This is a genomic window from Niallia sp. FSL W8-0177 (assembly GCF_038006285.1).
Lineage (GTDB): Bacteria > Bacillota > Bacilli > Bacillales > Cytobacillaceae > Niallia > Niallia circulans_A.
This window is the reverse complement of record NZ_JBBOUX010000001.1, coordinates 1,261,407-1,280,560: the sequence shown is the minus strand read 5'-3', so window position 1 is coordinate 1,280,560 and position 19,154 is coordinate 1,261,407. Positions and strand designations below refer to the sequence as shown.

Genomic DNA, 19,154 nt, shown 5'->3' with positions numbered 1-19,154 from the left:
TTGTGCTGCACCCTAAAAAGTCAGAATTGGTTCGTCTAACTTTTGGGGTGCACATCAGCTTGAAGTCTCTTTTTCATTTCCTAAAGGATTATCTGCTACCTTTAATATAAGGAACACCAGAAGCTTTTGGTGCATCTGCACGACCGATAAAGCCTGTTAATGCAACAATAGTTAATACATATGGGGCAATTAACAAGTAAACGCTCGGAATGTTTTCTAAGAACGGTAGGCTGCTTCCAACAATACTTAAGCTTTGAGCAAAACCGAAGAAAATCGCAGCTCCCATTGCTCCAAGCGGATTCCATTTTCCGAAGATCAGGGCGGCAAGTGCCATGAACCCTTGTCCGCTAATGGTCGCATGGGTAAAATCATTTGTAATCGACTGGGCAAAAACACCGCCGCCTATTCCACCAAATGCACCAGAGAGAATAACTGCAACATACCGCATTTTAGTTACGTTAATACCCATTGTATCTGCAGCCATCGGGTGTTCTCCAACAGAACGAAGGCGTAACCCGAATGGCGTTTTATACATAACAAACCAAACAATAATAGCAACAACAATAGCTAAGTAAGAAGTCCAATAAGTATTAGAGAAAAATAAGTCTCCAATCACAGGGATGTCCTTTAATAGCGGAATATCAATTTTCTTAAAGCTATAACGAATGGTACCTGTTTGTCCCTTTCCATCATAGATTAATTTCACTAAGAACATAGCAAGACCAGCTGCTAGTAGGTTAATCGCTACACCAGAAACCGTTTGGTCGGCACGGAATGTAATACTTGCCACCGCATGAAGGATGGAAAATAAAGCTCCCACAACCATTGCGACAAGTAAAGAAACCCAAGGTGTCCAAGCGCCCAGACTATCAGCAAATGTTAAATTAAAAACAATGGAGGAGAAAGCTCCCATTACCATTAAACCTTCTAATCCAATATTAACTACCCCTGCTCTTTCAGAAAAGTTCCCGCCAAGTGCAGTAAAAATTAGTGGAGCAGCAAACAATAGCGAAGAAGGTATGACAATTAATAATACGTCCATTAATCCCATTTACTTCTCCCCCTTTTTACTTTTATTTTTACTTAATCGTTCTAAAAATAAGCGAATCATATAGCTTGAAGCAACAAAGAATACGATTAAAGCAATAATGATATCAACCATCTCATTCGGTACTCCAGCTTCAAGCGGCATATTTAATGCCCCTACTTTTAAGAAACCGAACAAGCATGCAGCAAGCAAGATTCCGACTGGGCCATTTGCTCCAAGTAAAGCAACGGCAATCCCATCAAATCCAACCCCTGTAAATCCACCTTTATTACTCACATATTCAAATGTTCCTAAACCTTCCATCGCTCCTGCAAGACCCGCAAAAGCACCAGAAATGACCATGGAAAGAATAATATTACGGTTAACATTCATACCAGCATATTGGGAGGCATTCTGATTAAATCCAACAGCCTTTAATTCATATCCTTTTACTGTTTTTTCTAAAATAATCCACATAAGAATAGCGCATCCAATTGCGATTAAGATTCCCCAGTGCATCCGGGAATAGTCTGTTAAGCTTTCTAAGAACCCAGAACGCAGACTAGCAGTGGGCGCAATATTTTCTGTACGGTCTGCTTTATCTGTAAGCACATTTCGGATTAAATAGTTGGATACATGTAATGCGACATAGTTCATCATAATACTTACGATAACTTCATGTACTCTAAATCGTGCCTTTAAAAAGCCTGGTACAAATGCCCACAGCGCACCAGCCGCAGCAGCAGCTAATACAGCAAGTGGTAAATGAATAATTTTGGGTAAATCAAAGGAAATCCCTACCCAAACCGCAGCAAGCCAGCCAACAATTAATTGCCCTTCAACCCCTATATTGAATAATCCAGTACGAAAAGCGAAGGCAACTGCAAGACCTGCAAGAATTAACGGAGTAATTTGGCGTACTACTTCTCCAGTAAAATAAATATCACCAAATGCTCCATTCCAAAGGGCTGTATATGCATCCGCAGGATTATAACCTGTTGCAAACATGATAATCGTCCCAACAATAACCCCTAATAATACGGCAATAATTGGAATACTAATTTTCTTTATTGTATTAGACATTATTCTCCACACCCACTTTTTTAGCTTTCGATCCTGCCATTAATAAACCTAGCTCTTGTTCTGTTGTTGTTTTTGGATCCACTGTTGCAATAATTTCTCCATCAAAAATAACAGCAATGCGGTCACTAACATTTAAAATTTCATCTAATTCAAAGGAAATCAACAATACCGCTTTTCCTTTATCTCTTTGTTCGATTAATCGTCGATGAATAAATTCAATCGCCCCTACATCCAGTCCCCTAGTAGGCTGGGCTGCGATAAGCAAATCAGGGTCACGATCTACTTCTCTACCAATGATTGCCTTCTGCTGGTTCCCCCCAGATAGAGCTCTCGCTGGTGTGTGAATACTTGGTGTTCGAACATCAAATTCTTCGATTAATTTACTCGCTTTTTTCTCAATTTCGCCTTGGTTCAAAAAGCCATATTTAGAAAATGGGGTTTTGTAATAGGTCTGTAAAGCCATATTTTGTCCAATCGAAAAGTCAAGAACTAAACCGTGTTTATGGCGATCCTGCGGAATATGACCAATCCCACTTTCCGTAATTTTTCTTGGAGAAAGAACACTGATTTCTTTGCCGTTAAGTGTAATGCTTCCACTGTTTTTCTTCATTAAACCAGTAATCGCCTCAATCAGCTCTGATTGACCATTGCCATCTACCCCAGCAATCCCGACAATTTCACCTGCTTTAACATCTAGGTTAAGAGAGTTGACTACATGGACACCACGACTATCTTTTACAGTTAAATCAGAAATTTTTAATACTGTTTCTTTCGGATTTGGTGCTTTCTTTTCTGTTTTAAAGGAAACTTCACGACCAACCATTAAGTTCGCAAGTTCATTTGGGTTTGTATCTTTTACATTATAAGTGCCAATACCTTCCCCTTTTCTGATAACCGTAACACGATCACATACTTCCATAATTTCTTTTAATTTATGGGTAATAAGGATAATGGACTTGCCCTCTTGAATTAACTTACGGAAGATACCAATTAATTCGGCAATTTCCTGTGGAGTTAAAACAGCTGTTGGCTCATCAAAAATCAAAATTTCCGCTCCGCGATATAACGTTTTTAAGATCTCTACTCTCTGTTGCATTCCAACAGAAATATTTGCAATCTTCGCCTTCGGATCAACTGCCAATCCATAACGCTCTGAAATTTCCTGTACTTCTCTTTCTGCTTTTTTTAAATCAATTTTTCCTTTGCTGACTGTTTCTTTTCCCAAAATAATATTTTCTGTCACGGTAAAGGTATCAATTAACATAAAATGCTGATGAACCATTCCGATTCCTAAATCATTCGCAATATTTGGATTAGAAATATTTACGACCTTCCCACGCGCACGAATTTCCCCTTTTTCTGGCTGATATAAGCCAAAAAGAACGTTCATTAGCGTAGATTTTCCTGCACCATTTTCCCCTAAAAGTGCGTGAATCTCACCTTTTTTTACTTGAAGGGTAATATTGTTGTTGGCAACAATACCAGGGAATTCTTTACGAATATTTAACATCTCGATTACATATTCCATCTAATCCACTCCTTCTTACTTACCTTACAAGATAAATGTTTTAAAGCTTAAAATACACGTATGATGTCAAAGAAATTTATTTTCTAAAACAATCCACAAAGGAAATTATGTAATTTTTATATTACGATAATTTCGACATATAAAATTTTTAATAAAGACTAGAATAAACTTCTACTCTTTAGTTAAAATTCTATTTTTTGTCGTAAAAAAGGAATAAGTGTTTGCCATGCAAACCACTTATTCCTGGAAAATTAGCAATTGCTATTTACTTAACAGTATCAGGAACAGTGTACTCACCGTTTTTAATTTTAGCAGTCCATTCTTTAACAGCTGCATCAATTTCTGCTTTCTTTTTAACTTCTTCATTAATTGGTGCAAGACCTACACCATCTTCTTTTAAACCATAAACAGTAGTTTCTCCACCTGGGAATTTACCGTCTTTTGCTTTAGTAGAAATATCTTGTACCGCTGTGGAAACACCTTTTAATGCAGAAGTTAACACAATGTTATGATCTCCTACAACACCTTCTGCTACCTGATCAGAGTCAACACCGATTGCCCAAATATATTTTGAAGGGTCTTTTTCTTTTAAATCACGAGCTTCAGAGAATAATCCAGCACCAGTACCACCAGAAGCATGGAATACTACATCCGCACCTGAAGAATACATTTTGCTTGCAATTGTTTTACCAAGTTCAGGTTTATCAAATGCACCAGCATATTGTACGTCTACCTTAATATTAGGGTCTACCGCTTTAACACCATCAACAAATCCAGCTTCGAAGCGTCCAATTACATCTCCTTCAACCCCGCCAATAAATCCAATTTTTTTAGATTCCGTTGCATGAGCCGCTGCAACACCAGCTAAGAAAGAAGCTTCTTGTTCTTTAAAAGTAATGCTTGCTACATTAGGTTGGTCAACTACAGCATCAACAATTGCAAAATGTGCATCTTTTTGTTGTTGAGAAATTTCTGAAATTGCACCTTCCATTAAAAATCCGATTCCAAATACCAAATTATAGCCTTGACGAGATAAGTTATTTAAATTAGTAGCATAATCTGAATCTGACTGTGATTGTTGGTAATCAATACCATTACCTTTTGATAAGCCATTCTCTTTACCAAATGCTTGTAAACCTTCCCAAGCTGATTGGTTAAATGATTTATCATCAACACCACCGACATCTGTTACCATTGCAACTTTAAATGAGTCTTTCTCTTTATTTCCATCTGCTGCTTTATCGTTATCCTTGTCATTACTTCCACAAGCACTTAATACAGTTCCAGCAGCTAGTACTAAAGATAGTGCTAAGCCAAATTTACGCTTCTTCAAAGCTTGTACCCCCTAGACTTTTTTGTTATTTAGTTAAACTTTTTACGATTAGTTTGTTCAGCTTCTACGAGTAAATTCGTTTTCTTAAAACTTGAAAGCTAAACTTATCGGATCGAAAATAATTTACTGAATAAAGAATCGGTTCATCCTTCTCATCATAATGCGTCTGTTTTAAAACAAGCAGTGCAGTTTCTGGTTCACATTGCAGAATGGGAGATACTTTATCGTGATATCCTATCGGCTCGATTTGTGCAACAGCGTATGTAATATGTCTTTGGCTATCCGATTCCAAGAATTGAAAAATTGATTCTTGATCGTATGAAAATCGTTCAGGCAAAATTTTCTGTGGCAATTTATCCATACAATATACAACCGGTTCGCCATTAGCTGTTCGAACTCTTTCGATAACAAGCATTTCCTCCCCTTGTGATGCAGAGAAGCGTGTCGAGTCTTCTTCAGTAGCGAACATCGTATTTGAGCTTAGAAATATGGTGCCTGGATTCATACCTGCCTGCTTAATCATATTCGTGACACTATTCAATTGTTCTATGCCAGAATTAAACAATGGTTTACAGTTAACAAAAGTGCCAACACCGTGTCTTCTGACAATGACATTTTCTTCTTCCAATGTGCGTAGTGCCTCTCTTAAAGTGGCCCGACTCACACCTAAAGTTTTTGCAAGTTCGAATTCTGAGGGGAATTTTTCTTTTTCTTTATAAATTCCTAACTCAATATCTTTTTTTAGACGATCTACTACTTGCAAATATAAATGTCTCGTATCCGATTTAATTAGCATATGATGTTCCTCCAAACATTTCTAAGACATCAGACCTCTGATGTTCAATCATTCCTACTAATCGAAAATACTATAACACTTTTTTCCTAAGAAATAAATAGACTTTTAAGAATTTCGTCGAAAAAATACAGAAATGAGTAATTGTTCGGAAATCAACCGTTTTCTTTTGTATATTATTGTAAAAATAATACTTAATTTTGCTATTTTTCTTATACACCCTGAATGAATGTTTTGAATATACGCTAAAAAAGGACTTAAAATAGGTTATACTATTTCAAGTCCTCTTTTAAAAAATTGATTATTTTTCCGCATAACTGAATCGTTTTGTGTCCTTTATGGCGGATGATATCGATTCATCCATACTATTGACCATACTACTGCATATTTATTTCTTCGGAACCTTTTGGCACAAGAACTGTTCTTGGTTTGCTGCCCTCATATGGTCCAACCACACCGCGGGCTTCCATTTCATCGATTAATCTTGCTGCTCTCGTATAACCGATGCGGAACCTTCTTTGTAACATACTAACGGAAGCTGTTTGCATTTCGACAATTAATTCAACTGCTTCATGATACAGTTCGTCTTCTACAGCTCCAGTAACTTCCACAATTTCATCTGGAATCATTTCCTCTTGGTATTGTGCTTTTTGCTGGCCAATAACAAAATCAACCACTTCCTCTACCTCTTCATCGGACAAGAACGCCCCTTGTACTCGCACAGGTTTGCTTGCCCCATAAGGGAAGAATAGCATATCTCCTCTTCCTAATAGCTTTTCTGCTCCTCCCATATCTAATATGGTACGAGAATCAGTCTGAGAGGAAACTGCGAACGCAATTCGCGATGGAATATTTGCTTTAATGACTCCCGTAATAACATCAACAGAAGGTCGCTGAGTGGCAATAATTAGATGAATTCCGGCTGCACGGGCCATTTGTGCAAGGCGTGTAATGGCATCCTCTACATCAGATGATGCCACCATCATTAAGTCAGCAAGCTCGTCTACAATCACCACGATAAATGGCAGTAATGGCTGCTTCTCTTGTTCCTCTGCATTTATTCGTTTAATATACTCATTATACCCTTCTATATTTCTTGTCCCTGTATGGGAGAATAAATCGTATCTTCTCTCCATTTCACTAACAACCTTCATTAATGCCTGTGATGCTTTTTTCGGATTTGTGACAACTGGAGCAAGCAGATGAGGAACACCATTATATACATTTAATTCAACCATTTTTGGATCAATCATCATTAGCTTTACTTCATGAGGCTTAGCTCTCATTAATATACTTGTAATAATCCCGTTAATACAGACAGATTTTCCGCTACCTGTTGCTCCGGCAACAAGTAAATGGGGCATTTTATTTAATTCTGCGCACACTGCTTCCCCTGTAATATCTCGTCCAAACGCAATCATCAGCTTCGAATCTGGCTTATCATTTTTACTTGATTCCAATACTTCTCTAAGTGACACAACAGCGACTTCTGAGTTTGGAACTTCAATCCCGATTGCTGATTTCCCAGGAATAGGAGCTTCAATGCGAATATCCTTTGCTGCAAGAGCTAAAGCTAAATCGTCGCTTAAATTAACAATTTTACTTACTTTGACTCCTTCACTTGGATGAACTTCATACTTCGTTACCGCAGGTCCTAAATGAACCTCTGTTACTCTAGCTTTTACGCCAAAGCTATGAAAAGTTCGTTCTAGTTTAGCAGCGTTTGCGTGAATTTGCTCATATTCCCCACTCTGATCTGCCTTTCTCGGTAACTTTAATAGCTTTAAAGGTGGGAGTTCATAATCCTTATTTTCTACTTCTGTAAAAGTTATTGGCACGACATCACCTAAATCGGTTTGTTCCTCTGGCGAATCTGCCATCAAGTCTTCCTGAATGGCTTCCTCCTGATAGGCTCTTTCGGCAAAGGTGTTGATAATTGGCTCTTGTATGTATGGCTCGTCCTCTTGAGGCGGAGTGTTCACAATAATAGAAGCATTCGTATTTTCCTCAGACTGCTGATTTTCGCGTCTTGCTTGTTTTTCGGCCTTCCGCTTTTCTTTATTTTTTTGGATCGATTCTTTCCAATCTTTCATATCTTGCTTAAACGCTTCCCATTGATCTTGGAAAAAACTCCAGATACTTGATATAACTTTTTTAAAAGCACCACTTAACGTTTTACCAGTAAGCAAGATAAAGCCTATTATAATCACGATAAAGCTGATAATCTGTGTACCTACCGTATCGAATAAATAATGGAATAATGCAAATAAAACGGCACCAATCATGCCACCGCCTAAATCAACATTAGTAGCCTCTTTCTTGACTTCCATCCAAAATAATTCCCATGTATTTAATATAACACTAGGGTTTTGAAAAGCACCTTGACTTGCTAGCAACTTAAATAGTGTTACATGGCTAAGTAATAAAATAGCACTAACAATTAAATAAATTCCATTCAATTTCGTATGAAACATATAAGGCTTTTCTCTTTTCCACATTAAATAACCACTGTATACGATAAGGCCTATTAGGCAAAGCATATACCACTCTCCGAAAAAGAACCGGAAAAAAGAAACCATTGTTTTCCCAACCGCACCGAGTTGTAAAATAGAGATAAAACTCAATGCCATAAGGAGCAAAGCTACAAGTTCATATTGTATCGTTAATTTAAGATGTTGTTTTTTTCTTGTTTTTCTTTTTTTCCTTTTTGCCATTTGATCACCTAATATTTAAAAATTATCTTTCTCTTTTGTAGTAAAGAAGCAGCCTTAGGCTGCTTCTTTATTGTTCCTATATTATAACATAGTTTATAAAGGGAAACTTCTATCCGAAGGTTTTTTTATCCTTTGCTGTTTTTATAGAAAAAGGTATGCTTTTTGGTTTGGCTGATATTTCGCTCGTTTGGCTGATTTGCTGTCTACTTTGGCTGATTCTCCGCTCAGTTTGGCTGATATCCTGCCTACTTTGGCTGATTCTCCACTCAATTTGGCTGATATCCTGCCTACTTTGGCTGATTCTCCGCTCAGTTTGGGGAATGTAAAATATTTTGTGTAAATGATTGAATTACAATAAATGGTTAATACTATAACTATAAGATTCTTACCTACTAGGGGGATAGGGCAATGCTGGGGAGCACCCCGAGCACCTAGTAGGGTTCTGTACAAAAGTGGAGAGGAGTTTATCCTCTCTTTTTCTTTTGGGAGAACCAAAGCGATAAACCCTTAGGGCATAGCCCTAAAGCGTAAGAAAATGATAAGAAATGATTATTTCCCAAATCGTCCCTCAAACATTATTTCAAACTGTTGTCTACATTCTAACCATCCAGGCACAGGAATAGTCCATTTATCCGTTACACCGATAGTCGCTAGATAAACAATTTTTCTTAAAGCATTATCCGTAGGATAAGCCGTTTTCGTTTTGGTGACTTTTCTTAGTTGTCGGTGAAAGGCTTCAATAGTATTTGTTGTATAAATTAATTTTCTAATTTCCACTGGATAAGAGAAATAAGTGGTAAGTTCTAACCAATTATTTTCCCATGACTTAATAACAGATGGATGCTTCTTTTCCCATTTTACTTTAAATTCTTCAAAGGCCATTTCCGCCTGTTCAATGGTAAAAGCCTTATAGACATTCTTTAAATCGTTCATAAATTCTTTACGATTTTTATTGGGAACAGTCTTGGAATTATTCCGTAGTTGATGAATAATACAAGATTGAACATCAGTCTTAGGAAAAGTAGCGTTAATGGCTTCAGTAAAACCAGAAAGCCCATCTTTACAGGCTATTAGGATGTCTTCGACCCCGCGACTTTTTAAATCTTGACATACATTTAACCAAAAACTAGCACTTTCTTCTTCGCCAATCCAAATACCTAAAATATCTTTTATCCCATCAGTATTAATACCAAGAACGGTATAAGCAGCTTTACTCACAATCCTATTTTCATGCTTTACCTTAAAATGAATAGCGTCTAAAAATACAATGGGATAAACAGGTTCTAGTAGACGGGATTGCCATTCATAAACAAGCGGCAAAACCTTATCCGTTACCTTACTAACTAAAGTCGGAGAAACGCTAATTCCATATATGTCTCTCATATGACTTTCTATGTCTCTAGTAGACATTCCCTTGGAATAAAGGGCGATAATTTGATCCTCTAAGCCATTGATGGAGGTCTCATACTTTTTAATAATCTGAGGCTCATATTCTCCTTTACGATCTCTAGGGATATTTAATTTAGTTTCACCCAACTTAGATTTAATGGTTTTTTTACTATATCCGTTTCGACTATTTCCCGAGTTAATACCACTAACATTGTGTTTAGAGTAACCTAAGTGTTCCTCGATTTCAGCTTCAAATACTTGTTGAAGAGTTTCCTTAAAAAGTTCTTTTAACATCATGTGGATATCATCCACTGTTTCACATTGACTGGCCAACTCTCTAATTGTCATATTCCGTAGATCTTGCATAAATGATCATCTCCTTAATTGGTAAGTATAACCATTTACACAAAATTATAGACGCTCTCCCAGTTTGGCTGATATCCTGCCTACTTTGGCTGATTCTCCGCTCAATTTGGCTGATATCCTGCCTACTTTGGCTGATTTGCCGCCAACTCTAACTTAAAAATCATAATACTAGACAAGTTTTTTCCCTTATCATTCCCTTTTATCAACTTTTTTAGTAAAAAGCAATTAAAGGGTTGGAATTTTTGCTCCTGGCTGCATATCTGTCTGGAGAAAATGATTGGGATCGGTGCTAAGTATTCTTATGACTTCATATTCATTTGACTCATTTCTCGCAACTAATAAAGGAATGCCATTATAATGAATAACTTGGTGTTTTTCATAGATGTCTTGGCTCATTGGAAAAATCAATTCTTCTGGCATCATTGTATACATAATCATTGGATAATCCCTTCATTCTGTTCTTTATTGACATCAATCAACTCGTTGAGCTTTTTCATCGCATCCCCGACTCCGCCAACAGAGTCAATAAGTCCAGAAGTAACGGCATCATTTCCAATTACATTCGTTCCAATATCTCTCGTTAAATTTCCTTTTGCAAACATCAGATCTTTAAAATTTTCTTCTGTAATTTTAGAATGCTTGGTCACAAAATTAACAACTCGCTCTTGCATTTTATCTAAGTATTCAAAGGTCTGCGGTACTCCAATAACCAGACCTGTTAAACGAATAGGATGGATTGTCATTGTTGCTGTTTCTGCAATATAGGAATAATCACAGGAAACAGCAATTGGAACACCAATTGAGTGTCCACCTCCTAAAACAAGGGAAACAGTTGGTTTAGACAGAGAAGCAAGCATTTCAGAAATAGCTAATCCTGCTTCTACATCCCCTCCTACTGTATTCAAAATGACAAGCACCCCTTCAATCTTAGGATTTTGTTCAATTGCTACAATTTGTGGAATCAGATGCTCATATTTCGTTGTTTTATTTTGAGGCGGTAATTGTAAATGGCCTTCGATTTGACCAACAATGGTTAAACAATGTATTTTTGAATCTTGAGAGAGCTGAGGTACATTAGTTTGTCCCAGCTGTTGAATTTTTTCCATTAAGCTTGATGGTTTATCCTCATTCGGCTTTTCATCTGGCTGATTATTATTGTTAACTGAAACCATATAGTTCTCCCTTCCTAAAACCATAATAATCTTAGTATGAAGCGAGATACACTATTTCATGCGGCGAAATTGAAAAGTCAATAAGTCACTTTTACATCCAGAATAAATTGAAAACATTTCGGAAAATTTCTTGCCAATCATGCTTTCACGCTAAGCCACAGAGCCTGCGGTTCATCTAAATCCCAAGGAATCTTCTCCTTTATCAATTCCAACGCTCCAGAAGTTTTTCCCAAACAAACGAAAAGCCCCCTTATCTTAAGGAGGCTCTCACTTTTATCTTCTAACTGGCTTAACTTCCATTATAATTGGCAAGATCATTGGTCTACGTCTTGTTTTTTCATATAAGAACTGGTTTAGCGTATCTCTAATATCTTGCTTAATTCCAGTCCAATCAAAGCTGTCCTTACTAATACTTTTCTCTACAATATCTCTTACACGGTCAGCTGCTTCTTCTAGCAATTTCTCGGACTCGCGAACATATACAAAACCTCTTGTAATGATTTCGGGACCAGCAGAAATCTTTCTTTCCGCTTTATTTAATGTTACGACAACTGTTAAAATTCCGTCTTGTGATAATAACTTCCGGTCTCTTAAAACAATATTTCCAACGTCACCAACACCGCTGCCATCAATTAATACATTCCCAGCTGGAATTTTTCCGCCTACACGGAGGGTATCTTCTTTAAATTCAAGCACCTCTCCTTGTTCTGGAAGGTAGATATTTTGCGGTGGTACGCCACATTCAATCGCAATTTTTTCATGTGCCTTTAACACGCGATACTCGCCATGGATCGGCAAAAAGAATTTAGGCTTCATCATATTAATCATAAATTTTAATTCTTCTTGACTGCCATGATTGGAGCTGTTAAAGGTTTTATAGCCTGCTAGAAGTGTTGCACCTGCTCTGTATAATTTATCAATTGTTTTTCCAACAAATACTTCACTGCCTAGGAAAGAAGATGCTGCGAATAAAACGGTATCTCCTTCCATGATGCTTACTTGCTTATGATTTTTTTTGACCATTTTTTGCAGTGCTTCAATTGGTTCGCCTTTTGTACCAGTAGTAATAATTACCATTTGATCTTGTGTGTATCCTTGAAGCTCGTTATAGGTAACGATCGTTTCTTCATCAACATCTAAATAATTGTGTTTTAACGCAATTTGCAACACTCTTTGTAAATTCTTGCCGATAATCGCGACTTTTCGATTTGTTTTTTCAGCTGCATCAATAATATGTTGAATTCTATTTAAGTCAGTTGCAAAACATGCTGCAATAATCCGACCCTTTGTGTGTAAAAACGCCTCAATTAAGCTTTGAGTTACAACAAAATCTGTTGTAGAATAACCTGGTTTATCTGCATTCGTACTGTCAGATAATAACGCTAATACGCCCTCTTCCCCGATTTTTGCCATCTCGCCATAATCTGGCTTGTAAAGATCACTGGCTGTTTGATCGAATTTGAAGTCGCCAGTATGTACGATTGCACCTTCTGATGTATGAATAACAATCCCAATGCTATCAGGGATACTATGATTTGTTTTAAAGAAGGACACTTTTGAGGAAGCAAATGTTAGAACAGATTTCGATGTCACAATTTCGAATTGTGCTTGTCCTTTGAAATCTTGCTCTTTCATCTTTTCCTTTGTTAGTTCAGCTGTTAATAAAGTCGTATAAACCGGTACATCTAGGTCTCTTAAAATATAAGATAAACCTCCGATATGATCTTCATGTGCATGTGTTAAGAAAATTCCTTTTACTTTTTCTTTATTTTGCTTTAAATACGCGATATCTGGAATAACAATATCGATCCCGAGCATTTCATTTTGCGGGTACATTAAACCAGCATCAATTACAAATATATCTTCGTCTACTTCGACTACAAACATATTTTTACCGTTCTCGCCCACTCCGCCGAGTGCGACAAGCTTTATTTTGTCATTTTTCATCAATTTTTGTTTCCTCCTATGTTGAGTTAAGCCGACCATTGATCAGTTATGATTATTATACTTGATGTTTAAAAATGTTTACAACCAATTTTATGAAATCTTCCTTTTTCAGATCCATTTCATAACGATATCAGGAGGTATTTTTCTTTAGTTTGCCTAGCTTTTCAACCCTTTTTTCCTATAATAAAAATTTTTACCGTTTATTCGATTTAAACTTAAATATAGAGATAGCTATTACAGCAAAAAAGCAAATTAAACATGCTAGTATACTAATTCGATTTGCCTCATCAAATAAGAAACTAATGCTGATGATCCCTAAGCAGGTTACAGTAAATATCGGAATATATGGATACCCCCATATTTTAAAACTTGGCTGAAGAGGATATTGTTTTCTAAGCTTTAGCTGTGCTAGACAAATCATAATCCATACAACTGATACGACAAATCCAGGGAATGCCATAAGTAAAGAAAAGACTTGATCTTGTTTAAATAAAGCAATCATTGATCCGGCAATTAAGATTATACCTGTAACCATTAAACTATAAATCGGCACTCCATTGTGGTTTACTCTACTAAAGGCTTTTGGTCCTTCACCCTCCGTTGAAAGTGAGTACATCATTCTGGTACATCCATATATACCCGAATTTGCAGCAGATAACACAGCAATAATTAAGACAAAATTCATAATGTGTGCCGCTCCAGATAATCCAGAAATCGAAAGTACTTGGACAAAAGGACTGGATTCTTCTGTTAACTCATTCCAGGGAATTAGTCCACAAATAATTAAAATAGGCAATGTATAAAATAAAACAATACGAAATATAAAGCTTTTAATAACTTTTGGCAATACTTTTTCTGCATTCTTCGTTTCCGTTACCGATACACCAATGAGCTCGGAGCCACCATAGGAAAACATAACAATTAATAAGGCAGAAAAGACAGATGTCCATCCATTTGGGAAAAAGCCGCCATGCTCTGTGTAATTTTGTAGATAGTTTGTTTGCCCAGATGGAATAAGTTCAAATAAAACAGCGGCTCCTAATATAATAAATATAATAATCATGCCAATTTTAATACCAGCAAACCAAAATTCAAATTCTCCATAATTTTTCACATTCATTGTATTAACGACAATTAAACCTACTGCGCACAGAATACTTAATATCCATAATGGCACATCTGGTAGCCAAAACTGCAGAAAGCTTCCTGCTACAACTACTTCAATCACACATACCGCAAGCCATAAAATGCAGTACATCCAGCCAATAACGAATGCTGTCTGGTTCCCAAAAGCCTTCCCAATAAAGCCCTTCATGTTTGTATTTGGATAAACAATAGCCATTTCCGCAATACTGCCCATCACTACTAGTAATAAAAGTCCTGCAAATATGTATGTAAAAATAACACCTGGACCTGCAATGGAAACTGTTTCTCCACTACCTTTAAATATCCCTGTCCCAATAGCTCCTCCCATGGCCATTAAACTTATATGTCTTGGCAATAAGTTTTTTTGCAGCTGATTTTTCGCCATGACTTCTCCTCCTTACATTTAACCTTATCAAAATGTTCTTGCGTCTTACTAACCATTGTCCAAACCACAATTTTTCGATTGAGAAACTGGGAAGACAGTTTGCATTTTTCAAATGTGAACTTCCACCAAACAAAAAATTCGCAAGACGATATAGCTAAACACTCATCTACCTTCAAAAACTTCTAGTTTCTTATATGTTGAAACTTATGTTTGCCCTATTTAAAAATATGATGATGTATCCAATCATAATCAAAAACTAGTTTAGAAACAAGTTTTTCTTAGTAAAGATGTGAGATAAAAAAGACAGAAGAGCTAGTTATCTCAGGACGAATAAACCATTTTTGCTTTGGTTTATCCGTCATAATAAGAGATAGCTAAACTCTTCTGACACGTAAACATTTATTAAAACTAGCAAAAAAGAATCAAATAAACTGTTATCATTAGTCCTTGTGGATATACGATATCCTTCTAATTCCTTAAATGAATTTCGCTAACTCGATTCGTTCTTCCTCTGTTAATGGCACTAAAGGTAAACGAACAGAACCTACGTCAAATCCTCTTAATTGTAATGCTGTTTTTACTGGAACAGGGTTTGGAGCTTTAAATAGAATTAACATAAGAGGAAGTAATTGTTGATGCATTTTAGATGCTTCCTCAACCTTTCCATCTAAGAAAGAAGTCACCATTTCTTTCATTTCTTTACCAATAATATGCGAAGCTACAGAAATCACTCCTGTTGCTCCTACAGATAAAAGTGGTAAAGTTAAGCTGTCATCACCACTGTATACATAAAAATCAGCTGGTGTTGATGCAATAATTTTCGTGATATTATTTAAATTTCCACTAGCCTCTTTTACAGCTACAATATTATCAATTTCTGACAAACGAATAATAGTTTCTGGTTCAATATTAACAACAGAACGACCTGGAATATTATATATCATAACGGGTAGTTTTGTAGATTCTGCAACTGCTTTAATATGTTGATATAACCCCTCTTGGTTCGGCTTGTTATAGTATGGTCCAACTACCATAACAGCGTCCACACCTGCAAGTTCTGCTTGTTTCGTTAATTCGATGGACTCATATGTGTTATAACTACCTGTTCCTGCAATGATTGGAACTCTCTTTTCCACTACCTTTACCACATGTTTAAATAAAGCAATCTTCTCTTGTTTGGATAATGTGGGCGATTCTCCAGTAGTACCAGCTACTACTAAAGAATCTGTTCCGTTTTCAAGTAAATGATTAATTAACTGTGTTGTTTTTGGAAAATCTATATGTCCCTTGGCATCAAATGGTGTAATCATGGCCGTTGACACCCTACCAAATAAACCCATCGTTCCACTCCTATTCTCATTTCGATCTCGTTGTATCTATTTTTTTATTCTATTTCTTTTTCTAACTCAAACGCATCGTGTAATACATTAACTGCACTTACTAAATCATCCTGTTTCACCAGCACCCAGATCGTTGCATGGCTATCAGCTGATTGGAGGATACGAATTCCTTTATTTGAGAGTGCAGTAACAATTTTAAATGTCACCCCAGGTACACCGGCCATTCCAGCACCAACCACGGATACTTTTGCACATTCTTTTTCGATAACTGGTTCATATCCCATATTTTCAAGAACGGCAATTGCTTTGTTTGTCATCTCATTTGTTACAGTATATACGACACTGTTAGGTGAAATATTGATAAAGTCTACACTGATTTCTTCATTTGCCATCGCTTTAAAGACTTGCGATTGTAAGTCGTACTGATCTTTTTTTGCAAAAACTTTAATTTGAGTTACGTTTGCTACATGAGCAATTCCTGTTACAGGTCTTTCTTTTATGTCACTGCCTCGACTTTCCGCATTACTCGAGGTGACAAGTGTACCAGTCCCCTTAGAATACGTTGAGCGTATTCTAATCGGTACTTTTGCTTGCATTGCTATTTCCACTGCTCGTGGATGAATAACTTTTGCTCCTTGATAAGCCATATTGCAAACTTCTGAATAGGTAACAACAGATAGCGGACGAGCATTTTCTGCAATTCTTGGATCTGCCGTCATAATACCTTCTACATCAGTAAAAATGTCAATATATTCTGCTTGAAGTGCCGATCCTAAAGCAGCCGCAGACGTATCACTTCCGCCTCTTCCTAAAGTCGTTGTATCTCCATTTGGCGCTGCCCCTTGGAAACCAGCTACAACAACAACATCGTGATTTTTTAATTCCTCAAGAACACGGCTGCAATCCATTTCCATAATTCTGGCATTGGTAAAATCATTATTTGTCTTAAATCCAGCTTGAGCACCTGTTAATGCAGTTGCTGAAATCTGATTTTCTAGTAATAGTTGTGTAAACACAACACTAGAAATAATTTCGCCACATGACATTAATAAGTCGTTTTCTCTTCTGCTGATACTTGATTCTGATCCGCCGACTAAAGACAACAATGTATCTGTTGCATAAGGTTCTCCTTTTCGTCCCATCGCAGAAACAATTACTACTACTTTATATCCTTCATTTAATGCATCTTTAATATGATCTTTTGCTTGAATTCGGCTTTTTTCATCTCTAACAGATGTTCCGCCAAATTTTTGAACCATGATTTTCACAATAAACACCTCTGAACACTTTCTTAAAAGAGTGTAATATAAGGGTGCCTTTTCTAAAACAAATTTGGGGAATCTAGTTCTAAAAAGATTACCCCTTTCATCATTTTACTAGGAGGATCCCTTGTTGTTTTAACTTTGATGATTTTTTCCAACCAAAATGAGCACACTTATTTAAATGATTCCCTAAATAGGATTCTATTTAAGGAATCATTTCATAATAAGAAAGACAAGATTTTGGCACCATTATTTAGGCTTGTGTCCAAACTTGTACTTCCTGTATGTAGAATAAAATAGAAATCTACTTACAGGTAATTTTCCTGCATACTAAACCTCTACAGTCTTGCCTTTCTTCACTAGTCCATTAAACTAGCCCTAATTTAATTAGACTTTCAGCAATTTGTACAGAGTTCCATGCTGCACCTTTTAATAGATTATCGGAAACGACCCACATATGGAAACCGTTTTTCACATCTAAATCTTGGCGAATACGGCCGACAAATACATCATTGCTTCCTACGCAATCTGCAGGCATTGGGTAAACTTGATTACTTGGATCGTCTTGAAGCACAATGCCAGGAGCATCAGCTAACAAGGATTTAATTTCTTCCACTGATACTTGATCGTTATCTAATTCAAAATAAACAGATTCAGAATGACCGGTTGCTACTGGAATGCGGACACAAGTCGCTGCAACCTTTAAGTCATCTGCATGCATTATTTTCTTTGTTTCATTGATCATTTTCATTTCTTCGTAAGTGAATCCATTATCAGTAAATACATCAATTTGTGGGACTGCATTGAATGCGATTTGGTAATGCTTTTTATCACTCTTTACTGGTAGAATCTTCGGCTCAAATGCTTCTTTATTAAGAATTGCTTGTGTCTGACTGTTCAACTCTTCTACAGCTGCAGCACCCGATCCAGATACAGCTTGATAAGTGGATACTAATACTTTCGAAAGACCAAATTTCTCCTTTAATGGCTGTAAAGCAACCACCATTTGAATAGTGGAACAGTTTGGATTTGCAATTATTCCATTGTGCTCACGAAGATCTTCTTCGTTTACTTCCGGAACTACTAATGGCACGTCTTTGTCCATACGGAATGCGCTTGTATTATCAACAACAATTGCTCCATGTCTTACTGCATGTGGTGCAAGTTCTTTCGATACACCTCCGCCAGCGCTGAATAATGCGATATCAATTCCTTTAAAGCTCTCCGGAGTTGCTTCTTGTACGACAATTTCTTTATCTTTATACTGAACCTTTGTTCCTGCTGAACGTTTAGAGGACAAAAGTGTTAAAGTCGAAATCGGAAAATCTCTGCTCTCTAATGTTTTAATCATTTGTTGACCAACAGCCCCTGTTGCTCCAACTACTGCTACGTTAAATCCTTTTAATTGCTCCATTTAAGGTTCTCCTTCCAAAGGCTTTCTCTTAATAATAGGTAAGCGTTACGCTCCGCCTTAAATAATATTATCTATTTTAACATATTCAAGCAGCAATAAAAGAAACTTTTATCAGATTCTTTCAAAAAACACCGATTGGCGCTATAAAGTTCCTTGTGGAAGTCGACAAGCGCCTTTTTACGGTGCGTTTTCTTATCAGTCTACCATTCTTTTTCAATGAACGTGATTTATATGCCTTATTAAATAATCATGTGC

At 36.7% G+C, this 19,154-nt stretch carries 15 protein-coding genes; all 15 read right to left on the bottom strand.

Features of this window, described 5'->3' with window-relative positions; genetic code table 11:
* Window positions 1–88 precede the first annotated feature (88 nt).
* The 15 genes from NST77_RS06055 to asd all read right to left on the bottom strand — a co-directional run bounded on the left by NST77_RS06055 (window position 89) and on the right by asd (window position 18,899).
* A complete protein-coding gene (locus NST77_RS06055) occupies window positions 89–1,051 on the bottom strand; it encodes an ABC transporter permease (protein ID WP_095329237.1) in 963 nt (320 codons plus the stop codon).
* Window positions 1,052–2,110, bottom strand: coding sequence for an ABC transporter permease (locus NST77_RS06050; RefSeq protein ID WP_095329236.1), 1,059 nt, complete (start codon window positions 2,108–2,110; stop codon window positions 1,052–1,054).
* Window positions 2,103–3,638 (bottom strand): ABC transporter ATP-binding protein, encoded by a 1,536-nt coding sequence (locus NST77_RS06045; RefSeq protein WP_123257477.1) that lies wholly within the window; start codon window positions 3,636–3,638, stop codon window positions 2,103–2,105. Before NST77_RS06045 ends, NST77_RS06050 begins: the two co-directional genes overlap by 8 nt.
* A 265-nt stretch (window positions 3,639–3,903) precedes the next feature.
* Window positions 3,904–4,971: a BMP family lipoprotein gene (locus NST77_RS06040; protein ID WP_095329234.1), complete on the bottom strand. Its 1,068-nt coding sequence runs from the start codon at window positions 4,969–4,971 to the stop codon at window positions 3,904–3,906.
* Window positions 4,972–5,035: 64 nt separating this feature from the next.
* Window positions 5,036–5,767 carry a GntR family transcriptional regulator gene (locus NST77_RS06035; protein WP_163186524.1) on the bottom strand — a complete coding sequence of 244 codons (732 nt, stop codon included), beginning with the start codon at window positions 5,765–5,767 and terminating at the stop codon, window positions 5,036–5,038.
* Between the two features lie 374 nt (window positions 5,768–6,141).
* Complete coding sequence (locus NST77_RS06030; RefSeq protein ID WP_123257476.1) at window positions 6,142–8,478, bottom strand: DNA translocase FtsK; 2,337 nt, start codon at window positions 8,476–8,478, stop codon at window positions 6,142–6,144.
* 141 nt (window positions 8,479–8,619) lie between these two features.
* The gene (locus tag NST77_RS06025; RefSeq protein ID WP_341122797.1) at window positions 8,620–8,928 is read right to left on the bottom strand and encodes a hypothetical protein; all 309 of its coding nucleotides are present in this window, start codon (window positions 8,926–8,928) and stop codon (window positions 8,620–8,622) included.
* Between the two features lie 99 nt (window positions 8,929–9,027).
* On the bottom strand, window positions 9,028–10,233 hold the full coding sequence (locus tag NST77_RS06020; RefSeq protein ID WP_341122796.1) for an IS256 family transposase: 1,206 nt from the start codon (window positions 10,231–10,233) through the stop codon (window positions 9,028–9,030).
* Between the two features lie 225 nt (window positions 10,234–10,458).
* Window positions 10,459–10,671, bottom strand: a complete 213-nt coding sequence (locus NST77_RS06015) for a YlzJ-like family protein (protein WP_095329231.1) — start codon at window positions 10,669–10,671, stop codon at window positions 10,459–10,461.
* Window positions 10,668–11,405, bottom strand: a complete 738-nt coding sequence (locus NST77_RS06010; RefSeq protein ID WP_047940052.1) for a ClpP family protease — start codon at window positions 11,403–11,405, stop codon at window positions 10,668–10,670. Before NST77_RS06010 ends, NST77_RS06015 begins: the two co-directional genes overlap by 4 nt.
* Window positions 11,406–11,678: 273 nt before the next feature.
* Entirely contained in the window at window positions 11,679–13,352 is a 1,674-nt protein-coding gene (locus NST77_RS06005) for a ribonuclease J (protein WP_123259103.1), read from the bottom strand.
* 193 nt (window positions 13,353–13,545) lie between these two features.
* The gene (locus tag NST77_RS06000; protein WP_123257474.1) at window positions 13,546–14,883 is read right to left on the bottom strand and encodes an amino acid permease; all 1,338 of its coding nucleotides are present in this window, start codon (window positions 14,881–14,883) and stop codon (window positions 13,546–13,548) included.
* A gap of 476 nt (window positions 14,884–15,359) precedes the next feature.
* Window positions 15,360–16,223: a 4-hydroxy-tetrahydrodipicolinate synthase gene (gene dapA, locus NST77_RS05995; RefSeq protein WP_095329229.1), complete on the bottom strand. Its 864-nt coding sequence runs from the start codon at window positions 16,221–16,223 to the stop codon at window positions 15,360–15,362.
* Between the two features lie 44 nt (window positions 16,224–16,267).
* Window positions 16,268–17,491: an aspartate kinase gene (gene dapG / locus NST77_RS05990; protein ID WP_047940049.1), complete on the bottom strand. Its 1,224-nt coding sequence runs from the start codon at window positions 17,489–17,491 to the stop codon at window positions 16,268–16,270.
* A 361-nt stretch (window positions 17,492–17,852) separates the two neighbouring features.
* Window positions 17,853–18,899 (bottom strand): aspartate-semialdehyde dehydrogenase, encoded by a 1,047-nt coding sequence (asd, locus tag NST77_RS05985; RefSeq protein ID WP_095329228.1) that lies wholly within the window; start codon window positions 18,897–18,899, stop codon window positions 17,853–17,855.
* Window positions 18,900–19,154 lie beyond the last annotated feature (255 nt).

Bases quoted from the DNA above. Each gene is read 5' to 3' on its own strand.
- NST77_RS06050 (WP_095329236.1), bottom strand. From the start codon at position 2,110: ATGTCTAATACAATAAAGAAAATTAGTATTCCAATTATTGCCGTATTA.
- NST77_RS06055 (WP_095329237.1), bottom strand. From the start codon at position 1,051: ATGGGATTAATGGACGTATTATTAATTGTCATACCTTCTTCGCTATTG.
- NST77_RS06030 (WP_123257476.1), bottom strand. From the start codon at position 8,478: ATGGCAAAAAGGAAAAAAAGAAAAACAAGAAAAAAACAACATCTTAAA.
- NST77_RS06000 (WP_123257474.1), bottom strand. From the start codon at position 14,883: ATGGCGAAAAATCAGCTGCAAAAAAACTTATTGCCAAGACATATAAGT.
- asd (WP_095329228.1), bottom strand. From the start codon at position 18,899: ATGGAGCAATTAAAAGGATTTAACGTAGCAGTAGTTGGAGCAACAGGG.
- NST77_RS06015 (WP_095329231.1), bottom strand. From the start codon at position 10,671: ATGATTATGTATACAATGATGCCAGAAGAATTGATTTTTCCAATGAGC.
- NST77_RS06005 (WP_123259103.1), bottom strand. From the start codon at position 13,352: ATGAAAAATGACAAAATAAAGCTTGTCGCACTCGGCGGAGTGGGCGAG.
- dapA (WP_095329229.1), bottom strand. From the start codon at position 16,223: ATGGGTTTATTTGGTAGGGTGTCAACGGCCATGATTACACCATTTGAT.
- NST77_RS06010 (WP_047940052.1), bottom strand. From the start codon at position 11,405: ATGGTTTCAGTTAACAATAATAATCAGCCAGATGAAAAGCCGAATGAG.
- NST77_RS06035 (WP_163186524.1), bottom strand. From the start codon at position 5,767: ATGCTAATTAAATCGGATACGAGACATTTATATTTGCAAGTAGTAGAT.
- NST77_RS06020 (WP_341122796.1), bottom strand. From the start codon at position 10,233: ATGCAAGATCTACGGAATATGACAATTAGAGAGTTGGCCAGTCAATGT.
- NST77_RS06045 (WP_123257477.1), bottom strand. From the start codon at position 3,638: ATGGAATATGTAATCGAGATGTTAAATATTCGTAAAGAATTCCCTGGT.